Source organism: Cellulomonas sp. ACRRI (assembly GCF_022346185.1).
Classification (GTDB): domain Bacteria; phylum Actinomycetota; class Actinomycetes; order Actinomycetales; family Cellulomonadaceae; genus Cellulomonas.
Map to the genome: position 1 here is coordinate 1 of NZ_JAKRMS010000013.1, position 16,353 is coordinate 16,353.

Sequence of the window (16,353 nt, forward strand, 5' to 3'; positions counted from 1 at the left end):
GGCTGGGCGACCTGGGGCTCGGGGTCGGCCTGGCTGGTCTCCTGCTCGTCCTGCGGGGTCTGGCTCTCGGGCGGGGTCGGGTCGAACGTGACCCAGCCGTGGCCCTCGAACGCGATCTCGACCCACGCGTGCACGTCCGCGCCGGTGACGACCACCGGGGCGTCCGGGTCGACGGGCGCGGCGGGCGTCGCAGCCACGTCGTCGTCCTCGTCCTCGCCGGGCACGAAGCCCATGACGACCCGGGCGGGCAGGCCCATCTCCCGGGCCATGAGCGCCATTGCGGACGCGTACTGCTCGTCGTCCCCGACCATCAGGTCGCCGCCGAGCAGCGTCGCCACCCGGTCCGCGCCGTGCCCGGACAGCGAGGGGTAGTCGCCCTGGTCGGTCCGGCCGTGCGAGAAGAACCCGCGCTCGGACAGCGCCTGCTCCAGGGCGCGGGCGACCTGCGCGGGGGTCTCGGCCTCGCGCGCGGCGTCGCCCGCCGCGGTGGACACCGCGTCCGGCACGCCCTGGGGCTCGGGGAGGTCGAGGGCGCTGCCGGCAGCGGAGCCGAGCTGCTCGTCGTCGGGCTCGGCCGGCACGACCGCGTCGAGGGCGTAGCCCAGGCCGTCGTCCAGGCCGCCGGTGAGCACGGCCGCGCCGGTCGCGTCGTTGAACCGGAGCCGCGACTGCGCCTCGGTGTCGTCGAACCGCACCGACACCGCGTCGCCGACGGTCGGCAGCCACACGCCGGTCAGGCCGTCCACCTGGATCCGCACCTCGACGCGCTCGCCGCCGGTGCCGGACGCCTCGACGGCGTCGGCGTCCTCGGCTGCCTGCTCGCTCACCACCTCGCCGACCCGGCGGAACTCGCCGGACGCGCGCGAGGAGCCGTCCCCGGCGACGTTCCACACGACGCCGTCGAACCGGTCGAACGTCGCGAGCCGGACCCGGGCTCCCGCGGGCAGCCCCTGCACCGTGAACAGCTCGACGGTGTCGTCGTCCTTCACGTACTTGCGGAACGCGGACAGCGGGCTGGCGTAGTCGCGCGGGTCGAAGGGCGGGATGAGCGCGTCGCGGAGCACGTACCGGTCGCGCCCGGACTCCACCGCGGTGCCCGCCGCGACGCCCGCTCCCCCGGCCAGCGCCACCAGCAGCACGAGCGCGACGGGGCGCCGGGTCCGCAGCCGGCCGGACCGCCAGGACGCCCACACCAGCAGGACGACGGCGACCGCCGTGCCGACGGCGACGGGGGCGACGGTGGTGTGCGCGCCGAGCAGCACGGCGGCGGCGAGGACCACGGGCGGCAGCAGCGCGGCGGCCGGGGCGGCCCGGCCGGCACCGAGGGCGAGCCGCACGGCCACCGCGGTCCCGACGACGGCGAGCAGGTAGGGCGGGACCAGCAGCCAGCCCGAACCGCCGAGCGGCGGCTGCAGGGTCAGCACGTCCTTCCAGCCCAGCGCGGCGCCGCGGACGACCGAGACGATCGACGCCAGCGTCGGCACGACGCCGCCGACGGTCTGGTCCGGCGTGGCCAGCGGCCCGCCGAGCACCACGGTCACCACGAGCAGCACGGCGGTCGTGACCGGCGGCGACCAGCGCGCCCACGCGGACAGGACGGCGACGGCCGCGCCGAGCAGCACACCCCCGACCACGGGGGCGAGGAGCACCGAGCCGCCGTAGACGGGCAGCAGTGGCGTCAGCGCGGCGAGCACGGCGCCGGCGAGCACCAGCACGTCGACGACGGCCCGGCCGCCGCGGGGCACGCCGCGGCGCGCACGCTCCGCACCGGCGGGCTGCGGGCCGGAGCCGCCGGAGCGCGGGCGGCCGTCGTCGGGCGGGCCGGGCGGCGTCGGCACGCCGGGCGCCGCGGTCCCGGGCCGGGCGGCGGTCGCGGGCCCGGCCGGGCCGGACCCCGTGTGCGTCTCGGTCGTCGTCGTCATGCCGCCGCCGCCAGTCGCAGGGCGCGGGGCAGGTCGTCGAGCGCGCCGAGCCGCACCAGGCTGAGGGTGCGCTGCGTGCGCACCTCGACCTCGGCGCCGGGCACGCAGCTCACCACGATCGTCCGGGTGCCCTCGGGCACGTGCCGTGCGGCGGCGCGCAGGTCGGCCGCGGGCACGACGGAGCCGGTCACGAGGAACGCCAGCGTCACGTCCGCCGCCTCGCGGGCGACCCGCCGGCCGAGCAGGCGCGAGCCGGTGCCGTCCGGGCCGCAGGTGATGCCGGAGCAGTCGTCCAGCAGCGGGCGGCGGGCGGTGGTCCGCACCCGGCCGGGGCCGGCGAGCACGGCGAGGGGGTGCTCCTCGGCCAGCACGTGCACGCCCAGCGAGGCGACCACGCTGACCGCGAGCTCGAGCTCCGCGTCGTCCTCGGCGTGCCGGTAGTCCCGCGGGTCGGTCGCGAGGGCGACGGCCGTCTGGGTGCGCCGGGTGTCCTCGTACTGCTTCACGGTGAGCTGGCCGCGGCGGGCGGTCGTGCGCCAGTGGATCGACCGCCGGTCGTCGCCGACCACGTAGTCACGCAGCGCGTGGAACGCCAGGTCCATGTCGGACAGGTCGCGGGTGGACCCGCCCTCGAGGTCGCGGAGCAGGCCCGCGTCGGCGCCGGTGAGCATGACGACGCGCGGGTGCACGTAGAGCTCCTCCGAGCCCGTGGTCACGGCGTGCCGGGTCGCGAGGCCGAGCGGGTCGCCGCGCACCGCGCGCACCGGGCCCACGGTGACGACCGCGCGCCGGTCGGTGGGCACGGCGAACAGCTCCTCGTGCTCCGCGCCGGGCGCGAGGGACGGCACGTCCAGCTCCGCCCGGCCCTCGCCGACCTGGAGCTCCAGCCGCACGGCGCGCGTCCGCCGCCCGGCGGGGGCGGACACCACGACGCCGCCGAACGCCCGCTCCCCCACGCGCACCCGCCGGTCCGCCAGGTCGAGCCGCACCGCGTGCGGTAGCCGGCCCCAGGTCATCGCGACGGCGACCAGCAGCGCGGCGACGCCGACGGCGCCGAGCGCGGCGAGCTCGGCCCAGCCCAGCAGCACGCCGGCGGCCGCGGCGGCCGCGCCCAGCAGCCCCGCGCCCCAGCCCACGCCGGAGAGCCGGGTGCGCGAGCGCCTCACGCCGCACCTCCCGGGTGCACCCCCACGTCGGCCGACCTCACGCGCGCGCCACCGGCGGCGGGGTCGCGGACAGCACGCGCTCGACCACCTGGGTGGACGTCGCCCCGAGGAAGTCGGCCTCGGGGTCGAGCACCAGGCGGTGCGCCAGCACGGGGACGGCGAGCTCCTTGACGTCGTCCGGGACGACGTACGCCCGGCCCGCCGCCGCGGCCTGGACCCGCGCGACGCGCACCAGCGCCAGGCCGCCGCGCACGCTCGCGCCGAGCGAGGTCTGCGGGTCCTCGCGGGTGCCCTCGATCAGGCGGGCGACGTAGTCGAGCACCGAGCCGTCCACGTGCACCGTCTGCGCGAGCTCGGCCATCTCCACCACGCCGGCGGTCGTGACGACGGCCTCCAGCTCGCGGGTGCGGTCCCGGGCGCCCGACAGGATCTCCACCGTCGCGGTGCGGTCCGGGTAGCCGAGCGACGTGCGGACCAGGAACCGGTCGAGCTGCGCCTCGGGCAGCCGGTAGGTGCCCGCCTGCTCGACCGGGTTCTGCGTCGCGATCACGACGAACGGCCGGCCCACCGGGTGGGTGTCCCGGTCGACCGTGACGTGACCCTCCTCCATCACCTCGAGCAGCGCGGACTGCGTCTTGGGCGAGGCGCGGTTGATCTCGTCCGCCAGCAGCACCGAGGTGAACACCGGGCCCGGGTGGAACTGGAACGTGCGCGCGCCCTGGTCCCAGATCGTGACGCCGGTGACGTCGCTGGGCAGCAGGTCCGGGGTGAACTGGATGCGCTGGTGGGTGCCCTGGACGGACGCCGCGATCGCCTTGGCCAGCGAGGTCTTGCCGGTGCCCGGGGCGTCCTCCAGCAGCACGTGGCCCTCGGCGATCATCGCGGTCAGCACGAGCCGCACCGGGCGGTCGGCGCCCAGCACCGCGCGGGACACGTTGCCCACCAGGCCGGCGAACGTCTCGGCGAACCAGGCGGACTGCTCGGGGGTCATCGGGGGTGTCTCCTGTCGGTGCTGTCTGTCGTGGGGTCGTGTCGTGCGGGGCCCATCACCCGATCGGCAGGTGGGGGGTCATCCGGAGGAGCCGTCGCCCGGCGGTTGAGGATCCGTCTCGCCGGAGCCCGGCGGCGTCTCGGGTCCCGGCTCGGTCCAGGACACCCGCTGGGTGACCTCGGCCCACGGTCCCCAGCCGGCGGCCGTGCGGGCGCGCACCCGCAGCGTCAGGTCCGTCGGGTTCGAGACGCTCCGGTCGCCGTCGAGGCCGACCGTGACCGTGGTCGCCCCGCCCGGGTCGGGCCGGGAGATCGTCTCCCACGGCCGCCAGCCGGTGAGCGTGAACTCGTAGCGCTCGATCGCGTTGCCGCCCGTGTCGCCCGGCGGGCTCCACGCGAGCTGCGCCGTGTCCGGCCGGCCGTTTCCGCCGCCGCTCGCCGAGGCGACGACGGACAGCCCGGTCGGGGCGGTAGGTCGGGTGCGGACCTGGTCGGCAGTGGTGGTGGCCGCAGGGCCCACCGCGCCGCACCCGCGCTGGTTGCACGCCTGCACCGTGACGGAGACCCGGGCACCGGCGCCGAGCCCGTTGATCCGGGCCGACCGCTCGCCGGTGCGCTGCACGGAGCCCGCCGACGTCCCGACCTGGTAGTCCGTGACCGGCGCGCCGTTGCCGTCCACCCGGTCCCACTCGACGTCGACCCAGCCCTGCCCGGCCTCGGCGTCGGAGGACGCCCCGACGAACCGCGGCGCGCCCGCCGTCGCGGGGACGCCGAACGCCACCGCGCGTGCGGAGCCCGCCTGCGAGCGACCGGCGCGGTTCTCGGCGACCACCTGGAAGGTGTACTCCGCGCCGTTCTGGGCACCCGTGAGCGAGTAGCCGAGCCGGTCCGCGCCCAGGGGGAACGTGCCCTCGCCCGGCCCGCCGGAGATCGTCAGGTAGTACCGCAGCACCGGCGCGCCGTTGGACGTCGGCGGGTCCCAGGCGACGTCGATCTGGCGTCCCTCCGGGGACGCGACGGACTGCGCGCGGACCGTCGGGATGCCCGGCGGGGCCGAGGGCGTCTCCGTCGCCGAGGGCGCGCTCCACGCGCTGGGCTCCGGGGCGCGGTTGTGCGCCCGCACCTGCACGGAGTAGGCCGTGCCGTTCGCGAGCCCCCGGAACGTGTACGACGTCCCGCTGGTGGTGACCGAGGCGGACCCGCCCGGCGGCGCGGGCGAGATCATCAGCGTGTACGAGGTCACCGGCGACCCGGTCGTGGCCGGCACGTCCCACTGCGCGGTGAGCTCGCCGTCGCCGAACGCCGTCCACCGCGGCGCGTTCGGCGTGGACGGCACGGCGTCCGGGCGCGCGACGGCGGACGCCGGGCTCGGGTCGGACCAGCCGACGGCGTTCCGCGCCTCGACGGTGAACGTGTACTCCACGTTGTTCGTCAGCCCGCCGATGGTGCAGGTGGTGCTCGCGCACTCGGTGACCTTGCCCTCCGGGCTCGACGTCACCCGGTAGGCCTGGATCGGCTCGCCGCGGCCGTCCGGCGCGGTCCAGGTCAGCACGACGGTGCCGTCGCGGACCTCGCCGACGCGGGGCGCGGCGGGGGTGGCGGGCTTGCCGCGCACGCGGAGCGTGATGCTGGAGGCGACCTCGCGGGCGCTGTCGTCGGTGGCGTCCCGGACCCGCACGCGCACGACCATCTGCCCGACCAGGTCGGCCGACGGGCGCACCACGACGTCGGAGCCGGACACCGAGGCGGTGCCCGTCCCGGGCGTCTCCACGGTGGCGCTGACGACCCGGAGCGGCTGGTCGGGGAACGGGTTGGAGGCGCCGGCGAGGACGTCGACCACGCGGTCCTGGCCCTGGACGGCGTCGCCGATCGAGATGTTCTGCAGCGTGGCGACCCGCCGGGTGCTCGCCACGGTCCGCACCTCGACCTGGACGGCCATCTTCCCGGCACGCCCGTAGCCGAGCTCGAGCGGCAGCGTGCCGCGGGTGCCCTTCGGGGTGCCGACGTCGGACGCGACGGACAGCCTGCTGCCCTGGAGTGAGGCGGTGAACCCCGCCGGCACGTCGCCGGTCAGCCGGTAGGTGAAGGTGTCCTGCCCGGACGCGCCCTCGACGCCCTGGGTGAAGGCCTGCAGGTCGACGGTGGTGGGCGCCTCGCCCGGCCCGACCTCGAGCATGGACGGCACGAACGTCGGCGGGTAGTCGTCGAGCGTGTACACCGTGATCGGCAGCGTGATCACGGACGTCCGCGCGGACGTGTCCCCCGGTCCCGTCCGGTCGGTCACGGGCACGGTGATCGACGCGGGGCCGACGTAGCCGGGGGCGGGCCGGAACTGCACCGTCGTGGAGTCGGCGACGAGCGCGGAGCCGTCGGAGCGGGTCGCCGTCACCGCGGTCGCGTCGGCGACCTGCGCGGTGCGGCCGGGCGCGACCTGGACCTGCTCGTCGAGCGGGATGGTCAGGGTCTCGCCGTTCGCGACCCGGAGCTCGGGCGCGCGGGGCCGGGCGGTCGGCGGGAAGAAGCCGAGCGCGGGGACCGAGATGAACGCGTAGGCGCTGACGTCCTCGGCCGTGATGTTGGTCAGCAGGTACGGGATGGTCTGCGCGGTCTCGGCCAGCGTGACGGTGATGGTGCCGTCGGCACGCACCGTCGCCACGGACGCCGCGCTGCCGGGCACGGACACCCGCAGGTCGCCGATGGGGCCGCTGGGGTTCTGCGCGACCGCCAGCACGTCGACGTCCACGCTGGTGCGGCCGACCGTGTCGACCGGCGGCACGACGACGTCCCGCGGGATCGGTGCCAGCACCGGGGCGTCCGGGTCGACGGTCACCGAGAGCGCGGCGCCGCTGGCCGCCCCGCGCTCGTTGACCGCCGTGTACCCGATGGTGAACACGCCGGCGGTGTCGCCCCGCACCACCACGCGGCTGCCGGACAGCGTCGCGGTGATGCCGGGGTCGACCTCCAGGTCGTCCCGGACGGACAGCTCGCCGCCCAGCACGTCGGTGTCGTTCTCCAGGACCCGCACCTCGACGGTCTGCCCCGGGCGGACGGTGATGGTGTCGTCCCGGGCGACCACGCGGTTGCTGTCGCCGGGCCGGGCCGCGATGCCGACCCGGACGGTGGCGACGGCGCGCTGGCCGGTCCAGTCCTCGACCGCGTAGGTGAACGTGTCGGTGCCGGCCTCGTCGGGCAGCGCCTCGTACTCGAGGAAGTCCGCTCCGACGGTGGTGACCCGGCCCTTCGTGCCGGCGGACGCGACGCCGAGCAGCGTGATGCCGTCGCCGTCCGCGTCGATGCCGACCAGCGGCACCGGGATCCGCACCGTCTCGCCCGCGAACACCCGCGCGGTCAGGGCGCGCGGCTTCGGCGGCGCCTTGGTCTCCGGGTCGGACTCGTGCACGCGCACGGTCACGGTGGCGGCCGTCTCCATGCCGGTGGCGTCCCGCACGACGAACGTCGCGTGCACGGTCATGGGCGTCGCCGGCGCCTGGTACCGCAGGTTGTCCCCGGAGACGAACAGGAGGCCCTCGCCGTCGCCCAGCGGCTCCGCCAGGTCGGGCTGCAGCGCGATGGCGTCGCCGTCGGGGTCGGACGCGCCGTCCAGGACCGGGATCGTCACGACCCCGCCGGTCCGCACGTCGGCGGTGACGTTCGGCACCACCGGCGGCTGCGGGGTCGCGGAGGCCGGCACGGGGCGCACCAGGATCTGGCCGGTCGCGCTGGCGGTGCCGTTGGAGACGACGTACTGCAGCGTCACGGGCTCGCTGAGCGCGCCGACCGCCGAGATCGTGACGAGGCTCCGCTGCCGCACGGCGACCCGCAGCCCGTCGGGCGCGGAGACGCTCTGCAGCACCAGCACCCCGCCGGCCGGGTCGGTGTCGTTGGCCAGGGGGTCGACGGTGGTCTCCCCGCCCGACGGCAGCCAGGCGTCGTCCGCGACCGCGATCGGCGGCTCGACCTGCTCGGGTCGCTCCCGCACGTCGATGCGCGCCACGCCGGTCGCCTGCTGCGGCGGGGCGGTGACGGTGAAGCTCACGTAGAACGTGCCGGCCTGGGCCGCGCGGAACGAGAACGTGCCGGCGTCCAGGTCGGGCGTGATCGTGGTGCCCTGCACGTCCTCGACGCCGGCCAGCCGCGGCTGCTCCGCGCCGAACGTGCGGACCGCGTCCAGGGGGCGCAGCTCGACGTCCTGGTCGACGTACGTCACGGCGTGCACCGGGTCGATCTGCAGGTCCAGCGAGCCGATCGCGCGCACGTCGACGTCGACGGTGCCCTCGGTGGTGGACGTGCCGTCCGAGACGACCACGTGCACGACGTCCCGGCCGAGCTCGCCGCCGTCGGCCACGTAGGTCAGCGTGCCGTCCTGGCGGAACCGCGCGGTGCCCTTCTCGGCCGTGGCGCCCACCAGGGTCAGCGGGTCGCCGTCGGGGTCGGAGAAGTCGGCGAGCGCCGGGTAGGTCGCGGTCTGGCCCTGCTCGACGCGGATCTCGCCGGTGCGGTCCTGCACCGGCGGCTCGTCCACCGCCGGGTCGCGGACGGTGAGCGTGACCTGCGCGGTGGACGGCGCCGCGGTGCCGCGGCCGTCGCTGATCGAGTAGGCGAACGTCACCGAGCCGGAGGCGTCCGCCGGCACGGCGACCTGGAGCGCCCGCCCGCCGTAGACCTGCTGCAGGGTGCCGAACTCGGCGGGCAGCGGGTCCACCTCGCTGAGCACGAGGATGCCGCAGTCCGACGACGTGTCGTTGTCGATGACCGGCAGGATCGTGGTGCGGCCGGCGCGCACGCCGAACGCGTCGTCGACGGCGTTCGGGGCGGCGGACGTGGGCGAGCACTCGGGCACCAGCTCCTGCGTGGTGCGGTCGCCCTCGGCCCGGTCGGTCTCGTCCTGCGGCTGCTCCTCGGGGACCACGTCCGTCCAGTCGGGCTCCCGGACCTCGGTGTCCTCCAGCGGCAGCCACAGCCGGCCGTCGACGGTCTCGTTCAGGGCGACGACCTGCCGGTTCACCCGGAACACCAGGTGGTCCGTCGCGGTGACGCCCGCGAGCGACTCGAGCCGCGGCGCGGCGTCGGCGCACAGCTCCAGGTAGTTGTCGGCCGCCGTCGGCCAGGCCGCGTGCGCGCAGGACCCGACCCGGACCGGCGCGGCGGGCGCGCCGGAGCCGCCCGCCTCGTGCTCGGCGGCGACGTCCCCCGAGGACAGCGCCACCTCGACCAGGCCGGTGCTGCCCGCGACCAGCGCGGTGCCGGCCGCCGGGCCGGGCTGCTGCAGCACGGGCTGCGCGAGCCCGAGCGCGCTCGACCCGCCGGGGGTGCGGACGGTGTCCCCGTCCAGGCCGACCGGCACGTCGCCCACCGCGGTGAGCGACTCGACGGGGCCGTCCAGCGCAGGGGCCTCCTCGGCCGTCGCGGGGCCGCCCGCCGTCGGCGTGAGCCGGGTGACCTCCCCGGTGGTCCCGGCGACCGCGAACGCGTCGCCGGTGACCGAGGCGGTGATGACGCCGCCCGCGCCGACGTCGGCGTCCGGCTCGTCGGCCGCCACCTGGAGCAGCGGCAGGTCGTCGAAGGACCGGACCCACGCCTGGCCCTCGGTGTCCATCACCGCCACCGTGCCGCCCGCCATCGACACCTGGGCGCCCGCGGGGACCGCGACCTGCGCGGCGGCGGTGACCCCGGCGGGGTCGACCACGGTCAGCGTCCCGGCCTCCACGAGGAGCACGTCCCCGGCGTCCTGCAGCACGTCGAACTCCGTGCTGCTCGCGACCAGCCCCGCGTTCAGCTCCTCGACCTGGGCGTTGTACCGGCCGACCTGGAGCGTGCTCGTGGAGGTCAGCCACACCGCCCCGTCGTTGAGGTCGACCTGCGCGAGCGGGAACCCGGGGTTCACGATCGCGAGCGTGGCGAGCACCGCGGGCACGGTGACGACGGCCGCGGTGGACGCGACCTTCCTGCGGTTCCAGGTCCTCACGCCGCGCACCCCTGTGCCGGGACGGTGGACGCGCGGCGGTCGGCCCGCACGATCGAGACCTCGACGCACACCTCGCCGCCCTCCGCCGGCGGCGTGACGGTGACGGTGGGCTCGTCGACGATCTCGAGCTGCGGCTCGCCCGTGGCGGTGCGCACGCCCCAGAGGTAGGTGTCGCCGTCCTGCTCGTCGGGGTTGGTCCAGGTGAACACGACGGTGCCGTCCGGCTGGCGGGCGCCGAACAGGTTCGTGGGCGCCGGCACGGTCTGCCCCAGGGTGCTGGCCGGGCCGGGGAACTCGGTGCCGGCGGCCGGGCCGGGATCGGTCTCCGGCCGGTCGGCGAGCCACACGACGGCGACCACGGCCGCGGCGATCGCGACCACGGAGCCGACCGCCGCGAGCACCCGCCCGGTCCGGGACCGGGCCGCGGTGCCGGGGTGCACCTCGTGCACGGGGGCGGCGACGAGCTCGGGGCCCGCGTCGCCGGCGGGGGCCGCGGGGGCAGCACCGGGGCGCACGGCGACGACCGGCCGGAGCCGGGTGGCGTCCGGGCCGGAGCCGAGGTCGAGCGGCGGGCCGACGGGCGCGACGGCGGACGCGGGCCCGGCGGGCCCGCCCGGCGCGGCGGCCGACGGCGCGCCGTGCGGCGCGACCTCCACGACCGGCCGCACGCGGGTGGCGTCGGCAGGGGCCGCCGCGGACGCGGCGGGGGCGCCCGCCCGTCCGGCGTGCTCCTCGACGTCCAGCGCCGTGACCGGCAGCCCGAGGTCCGCCTGCACCGCCCGCAGGTCCTGCGCCAGGTCCAGCGCGCGGGCGTGCCGCTGCTGCGGCTCCCGCGCCATCGCGCGGGCCAGCACGGTGCGCAGGCGGTCCGGGACGTCGTCGCGGACGAACGGCACCGGGGCGCCGCGCTCGATGCGGCCCACCAGGTCGGCGGCCTCGTTGCCGCCCCCCGGACGCTCGAACGGGGACCGGCCCGCGAGCGCGGAGAACAGCGTCGCGGCGAGCGAGTAGACGTCGGAGCGTGCGTCACCGTGCGGCTCGACCGCCAGCAGCTCGGGCGCCGCCCACGGGATGGACATGCCGACGGCAGGGCCGCCCGCGTCCACGGTGGACGCGATGCCGAAGTCGGTGAGCACCGGGCGGCCGAAGTCGTTGGTCAGCACGTTCCCGGGCTTGATGTCCCGGTGCAGGATGCCCGCCCGGTGCGCGGTCTCGACCGCCGAGGCCAGCCGGACGCCGAGCTCCAGCACCTCGGCGACCTCGAACCGCTCCGAGCGGTACCGCTGGCCCAGGCCGGGTCGCGCGCAGTACTCCATCACCAGGTACGGCCGGCCGTCGCCGGCCACGCCCGCCTGGTGGACCGTCACGATCGACGGGTGGTGCGAGAGCCGGGCCGTCAGGTCCGCCTCGCGCTCGAAGGCCTCACGCGCGTCCGCGTCCACGCTCGCGAGCAGCACCTTGACGGCGACCGGGCGCCGCGGCAGGTCCTGCTCGTACAGGAACACGTCGGCGGAGCCCCCGGAGCCCAGCAGCCGCTGCACCGCGTAGCCGGGCAGGTGCGGCGGCTGCGAGGCCTCACGACGACGGTTCACGCACCCGGCTCCACGGTGAACGTCACGCCGTCGCCCAGGTCGACGACGTCCCCCTCTCCGACGGCGACGGGCTCGCCCGCGGTGACGCGCCGCGGCGGCAGGGCGCCGGACGCGACGGTGATGCCGTTGGTGGAGTACAGGTCGGTGACCAGCACGCGGCCGGCCTCGAGGCGGACCTCGGCGTGGGTGCGCGAGATGTCCTGCTCGGGGCTGGGCACGGTGACGAGGCGCGCCTCGGTGCCGTCGGGCGCGCGGTCGGCCTGCGGCGCGCGGCCGATCAGCACGACCCCGTCGACGGGGACGAGGGCGCCCGTGGACAGCGCCAGGCGCGGCGCCGGGGCGGTCGCGGCGGCCGTCACCGGGAGCGCGCCGGACACGCCCGGCGCGGGGGCCGGCGTGGGCACGACCCCGCCGGACGGCCAGTCGCCGGTCTGGGACACGGCCCAGGACGGCAGGTGCTGGCGGATCGAGGCGAGCTCGCCGCTGAGGATGGTCAGGCCGTCGTGGTCGTCCGCGGACGCCGGGCCGGGCAGCACCGGCGCGGGCGCCCGCGGCGGGACGGAGGGCTGCGCGGGCGCCGGGACGACCGGGGCGGCAGGGGCGGCAGGGGCGGCGCCGCTGGGGGCGTCCGCCGCCGGCGCGTCCTCGACCACCTCGGGCCCGACGAGCTCGCCCTCCACGACCTCCCCGGTCGCCGGGACGCCCTCGACGACCTCCGTGCCGGACGGCTCGTCCGCCGGCGCCGTCGCGGGGACCCGGACCGGGCTCGGCTCCGGCGCGACCTCGGCGGCCGCCGCCTCGCGCGCGGGCGCCACGGCCACGGGCGTCGGCGCCGCGGGCAGCACCACGGGCTCGGACGGTGCGGCGTCGACCTCCCGCGCCGGCTCGGCGCCGGTCAGCCGCACCCGCACCCGGGACGCGCGCACCACGCCGCTCACGATGGGCAGCGCGGGGCCGCGGCCGGCGCCGGACACCCGGACGGTGACCTCCTCGGCGGAGCCGACCGAGCGCTCGGACCAGGACACGACCTCGGGCGCGGACAGCACCTCCGCGCGGGTGCCGCGGACGACCTCGACCTCGACGTCGCCGCGCAGCGCGGTGTGCACCCGGCCGCCGGCCAGGTCCACCGCCGCGAACGGGTGCAGCCCGCCGATGCCGTGCCGGACGAGGGCGTCGAGCTGCGCGCCCAGGCCGCCGCCGCGCTCGGGCGCGGTGGCCCAGACGTCGCGGACGATCTCCGGCGGGGTCGACGGGGCGAGCAGCAGCACGACGCCTCCGGCGACGACGGCGTACCACTCGCCGGGGGTGTACTCGGGCACGATCACCGACGGTCCTCCTGGTGGCTTCGCGGTCGCGGGATGGTGGCCCCGTCGACCGTCTCGTCCCATGTCCTATCGGCAGGACGGGTGCCGAACGCGAGCCATCCGGGTGAATCCGTCCCGTCCGCGTCGTCGTCGACCGCGTCCACCACGACCGCGGTGGCGTTGTCCCGGCCGCCCGCCTCGACGGCACGGCGGACGAGCTCCGCGGCGGCCGCGCCGGCCCCCGGGACCCGGTCCAGCACGTCGGCCAGGTCGGCGGGCGCGAGCTCGCCGGTCACGCCGTCGGAGCACACGAGCAGGCGGTCGCCGGGCCGCGCGGGCAGCATCCAGTAGTCGGGCTCGGGGTCCGCACCGGTGCCCAGGGCCCGGGTCAGCACGTGCCGCTCCGGGTGCTGCTCGGCCGCGTCCCGGCTGAGGGCGCCCGAGTCCACCAGCTCCTGCACCACCGAGTGGTCGACGGTCAGCTGCGCGAGCTCCCCGTCGGCCCACCGGTAGACCCGCGAGTCGCCCACGTTGAACACCAGCCAGTGCGGGGCGCCGTCCTGCTCGCCGAGGGCCACCCCGGCGACCGTCGTGCCGCCCTCGCGCCGCTCGAAGGCGCCGCGGATCCGGCGGGCGGCGCTGCGGAAGCACGCGTGCAGGTCGGACGGGTCCACGGCGGACCGCCCGGCGAGGGCGCCGAACTCCTCGACCGCGAGCCGGCTCGCGACGTCGCCCGCCTCGTGCCCGCCCATGCCGTCCGCGACCAGGAACACCGGCGGGTGGGCGAGCAGCGCGTCCTCGTTGAGCGCGCGCACCCGCCCGCGGTCGGTCGCCGAACCCCACGTCGTGCGCACCCGTGCTCTCCCCTCGTCGCCCTGGCAGGCACCATGGTGCCTGGTCGCGGCCCCACCCACCGCATCGTCCACACCGTCAGATGCCGAGCTGGTACACGCCCCAGTACGCCAGCACCACCAGCAGGGCGGCGCTGGCGGCGCAGGTGCCCCACAGGACGGCGTGCCCGAGCACCCCGTGCGCCATCGGCTCCCCTGCCCGCCGCAGCCGGCGCAGGCGCACCACGACGGCCGCCGCCGCGGACACCGCGACCAGCCCGAGCAGCCGCACGCCGATCCAGCCGCCCTGCACGACCCAGCCGTTGCGCTCGTAGCCGACCGCGAGCCGCGCCACCGCCACGAGGTACCAGACCAGCACGACGACGGTCGCGACCGACGCCGCGGACAGCAGCGCCAGCCGCCGGGTGAGCGCGCGGTCCCGGCCCGGGCCGGGCTCCTGGCCCCGCACCCGCCGGACCCCGACGACCGCGAGCCGCCCGGCGGGCAGCAGCACCAGCACGCCGACGGCGCCCACGACCAGGAACAGCAGCACGTCGCCGTCCCCCAGCCACCGCGGCTGCGGCACCGGGCCGGCCCAGTACAGCTGCTCCGGCTGCTGGCCGGCGATCCGCGGCGGCGCGGCCGCGGTCTCCGGCAGCCCCAGCACCCAGCCGGACAGGTCGTGCAGGAACGACGGCGCCACCACCGCGTCCACCCGGATGCCGTGGTCGGCGCCGCGGTAGTACCGCACGGTGTAGTCGGTGTTCCCGGCGATCGCCAGGTCGCGGATGATCTGCTCCGCCCCCTGGACGACCGGCATGGACGCGTCGGCGGTGCCGTAGACGACCAGCACCGGCTGGGTCATCCGGCGCTGGTACGGCGCGACGTCGAAGTCGGCGTAGTCGAGCCCGCCGCCGGGCAGGGACATGCCGACGGCCCGCGGGATGGCCCGGAACACCTGCTGCGGGACGCCCGTGTTCCGCAGGTAGGAGTCGACGGCGAACGCGGCCTGCTGCCGCGGCGGCACGACCGGCGCGGACGCGAGCACCACGAACGCGACGTCCGGCTGCTCCGCGGCCATGACCGGGGCGATCCAGGCGCCCTCGCTCTCGGCGTAGACGCCGACGCGCGCCGGGTCGACGCCGGGCACGCCGCGCAGCAGGTCGAACGAGCGCAGGTAGTCGTCGGCCATCGCCACGTAGTCGCGGTGCCGCAGCGTGTACGTGTCCAGCCGCTTGTTCGGCACCAGGGCCGCGACGCCCGACTCCGCGAGCGCCCGCGCCTGGTCGACGAACGCGTCCTCGTACCTCCCCGTCCCCGCGCCGTGCACGAACACGACGCCGGGGACGTCGCCCTCGACGCCGATCGGCTCCAGCAGCCGCGCCTCGACGTCCGTCCCGTCGAGCGAGACGGTGACCACCGAGGACCGCACCGGGTAGGTGCCGAGGGCGGGCGCCCCGGTGATCGCCGTGGACGACGCCTGGACGGTCAGCGGGTCGGTCAGCGGGACCGGCGCCCACTGCGGGCCCATGAGGGCGCCGAGCACGGCGAGCACCACCGCGCCCACGACGGTCCCCGCGGCGGTCCGGTAGCGCACGTCGCGATTATCCCCACCCCGGTGCTCCCCCGGGGGGACCTCCCGGTCGCGCTGAGTGGTCGCGGCGCTCAGAAGCCCAGCCGCCCGAGCTGCTTCGGGTCGCGCTGCCAGTCCTTCGCGACCTTGACGTGCAGGTCCAGGTACACCCGGGACCCGAGCAGGGCCTCGATCCCGCGGCGCGCGCGGGTGCCGACCTCACGGAGCCGCGAGCCGCCCCGGCCGATGACGATGGCCTTCTGGCTGTCGCGCTCGACGAACAGGTGCACCCGGACGTCGAGCATCGGGGTCTCGCCGTCGCCGGTCTCCCGGGGCACGATCTCGTCCACCACGACCGCGAGCGAGTGCGGCAGCTCGTCGCGCACGCCCTCGAGGGCGGCCTCGCGGACCAGCTCGGCGACCATCACGGCCTCCGGCTCGTCGGTCAGCTCGCCCTCCGGGTACAGCGCGGGGCCCTCCGGGAGGTGCCCGACGAGCACCTGCTCGACGACGTCGACCTGGTAGCCCGACTCCGCGGACACCGGCACGATGTCGGCCCAGTCGCCGAGCTCGGACACCGCGAGCAGGTGCTCCGCGAGGCGCTGCTTGCCGACCAGGTCCGCCTTGGTGGCGATCGCGACCACCGGCGTGCGGCGGCCGAGCTGGGCGAGCTGCTCGGCGATGAACCGGTCGCCCGGGCCGACCTTCTGGTCCGACGGCAGGCAGAACCCCACGACGTCGACCTCGGTGAGCGTGTCCCGCACCAGGTCGTTCAGCCGCTCGCCGAGCAGCGTCCGCGGGCGGTGCAGCCCGGGCGTGTCCACCAGGACGAGCTGGGCGTCGGGGCGGTGCACGATGCCGCGGATCGTGTGCCGGGTGGTCTGCGGCCGCCCGGAGGTGATCGCGACCTTCTGGCCGACCAGCGCGTTGGTGAGCGTCGACTTGCCGGCGTTGGGCCGGCCGACGAGGCAGGCGAAGCCGGAACGGTGGGGCACGGGGGTCTGGGTCATG

Annotated in this window: 9 protein-coding genes; all 9 read right to left on the reverse strand. The window is 77.0% G+C overall.

Annotated elements, in window-relative coordinates; all coding sequences use genetic code 11:
- Positions 1-1,922 (reverse strand): transglutaminase family protein (locus MHY85_RS04620; protein WP_239193561.1); only part of this gene is annotated, 1,922 nt, incomplete at its 3' end.
- The gene (locus MHY85_RS04625; RefSeq protein WP_239193563.1) at positions 1,919-3,088 is read right to left on the reverse strand and encodes a DUF58 domain-containing protein; all 1,170 of its coding nucleotides are present in this window, start codon (positions 3,086-3,088) and stop codon (positions 1,919-1,921) included. The genes MHY85_RS04620 and MHY85_RS04625, both read right to left, overlap by 4 nt.
- A 37-nt stretch (positions 3,089-3,125) precedes the next feature.
- Positions 3,126-4,079 carry a MoxR family ATPase gene (locus MHY85_RS04630; protein ID WP_239193565.1) on the reverse strand — a complete coding sequence of 318 codons (954 nt, stop codon included), beginning with the start codon at positions 4,077-4,079 and terminating at the stop codon, positions 3,126-3,128.
- 78 nt (positions 4,080-4,157) lie between these two features.
- On the reverse strand, positions 4,158-10,043 hold the full coding sequence (locus tag MHY85_RS04635) for an Ig-like domain-containing protein (RefSeq protein ID WP_239193567.1): 5,886 nt from the start codon (positions 10,041-10,043) through the stop codon (positions 4,158-4,160).
- Positions 10,040-11,635, reverse strand: coding sequence for a serine/threonine-protein kinase (locus tag MHY85_RS04640; protein ID WP_239193569.1), 1,596 nt, complete (start codon positions 11,633-11,635; stop codon positions 10,040-10,042). The genes MHY85_RS04635 and MHY85_RS04640 overlap by 4 nt, the downstream gene beginning before the upstream one ends.
- Complete coding sequence (locus tag MHY85_RS04645; protein WP_239193571.1) at positions 11,632-12,960, reverse strand: FHA domain-containing protein; 1,329 nt, start codon at positions 12,958-12,960, stop codon at positions 11,632-11,634. The genes MHY85_RS04640 and MHY85_RS04645 overlap by 4 nt, the downstream gene beginning before the upstream one ends.
- Positions 12,957-13,793: a PP2C family serine/threonine-protein phosphatase gene (locus MHY85_RS04650; protein ID WP_239193573.1), complete on the reverse strand. Its 837-nt coding sequence runs from the start codon at positions 13,791-13,793 to the stop codon at positions 12,957-12,959. Before MHY85_RS04650 ends, MHY85_RS04645 begins: the two co-directional genes overlap by 4 nt.
- A gap of 76 nt (positions 13,794-13,869) precedes the next feature.
- Positions 13,870-15,366 carry a prolyl oligopeptidase family serine peptidase gene (locus MHY85_RS04655; RefSeq protein WP_308191316.1) on the reverse strand — a complete coding sequence of 499 codons (1,497 nt, stop codon included), beginning with the start codon at positions 15,364-15,366 and terminating at the stop codon, positions 13,870-13,872.
- A gap of 68 nt (positions 15,367-15,434) precedes the next feature.
- The gene (era, locus tag MHY85_RS04660) at positions 15,435-16,352 is read right to left on the reverse strand and encodes a GTPase Era (protein ID WP_239193575.1); all 918 of its coding nucleotides are present in this window, start codon (positions 16,350-16,352) and stop codon (positions 15,435-15,437) included.
- Position 16,353: the final 1 nt, after the last annotated feature.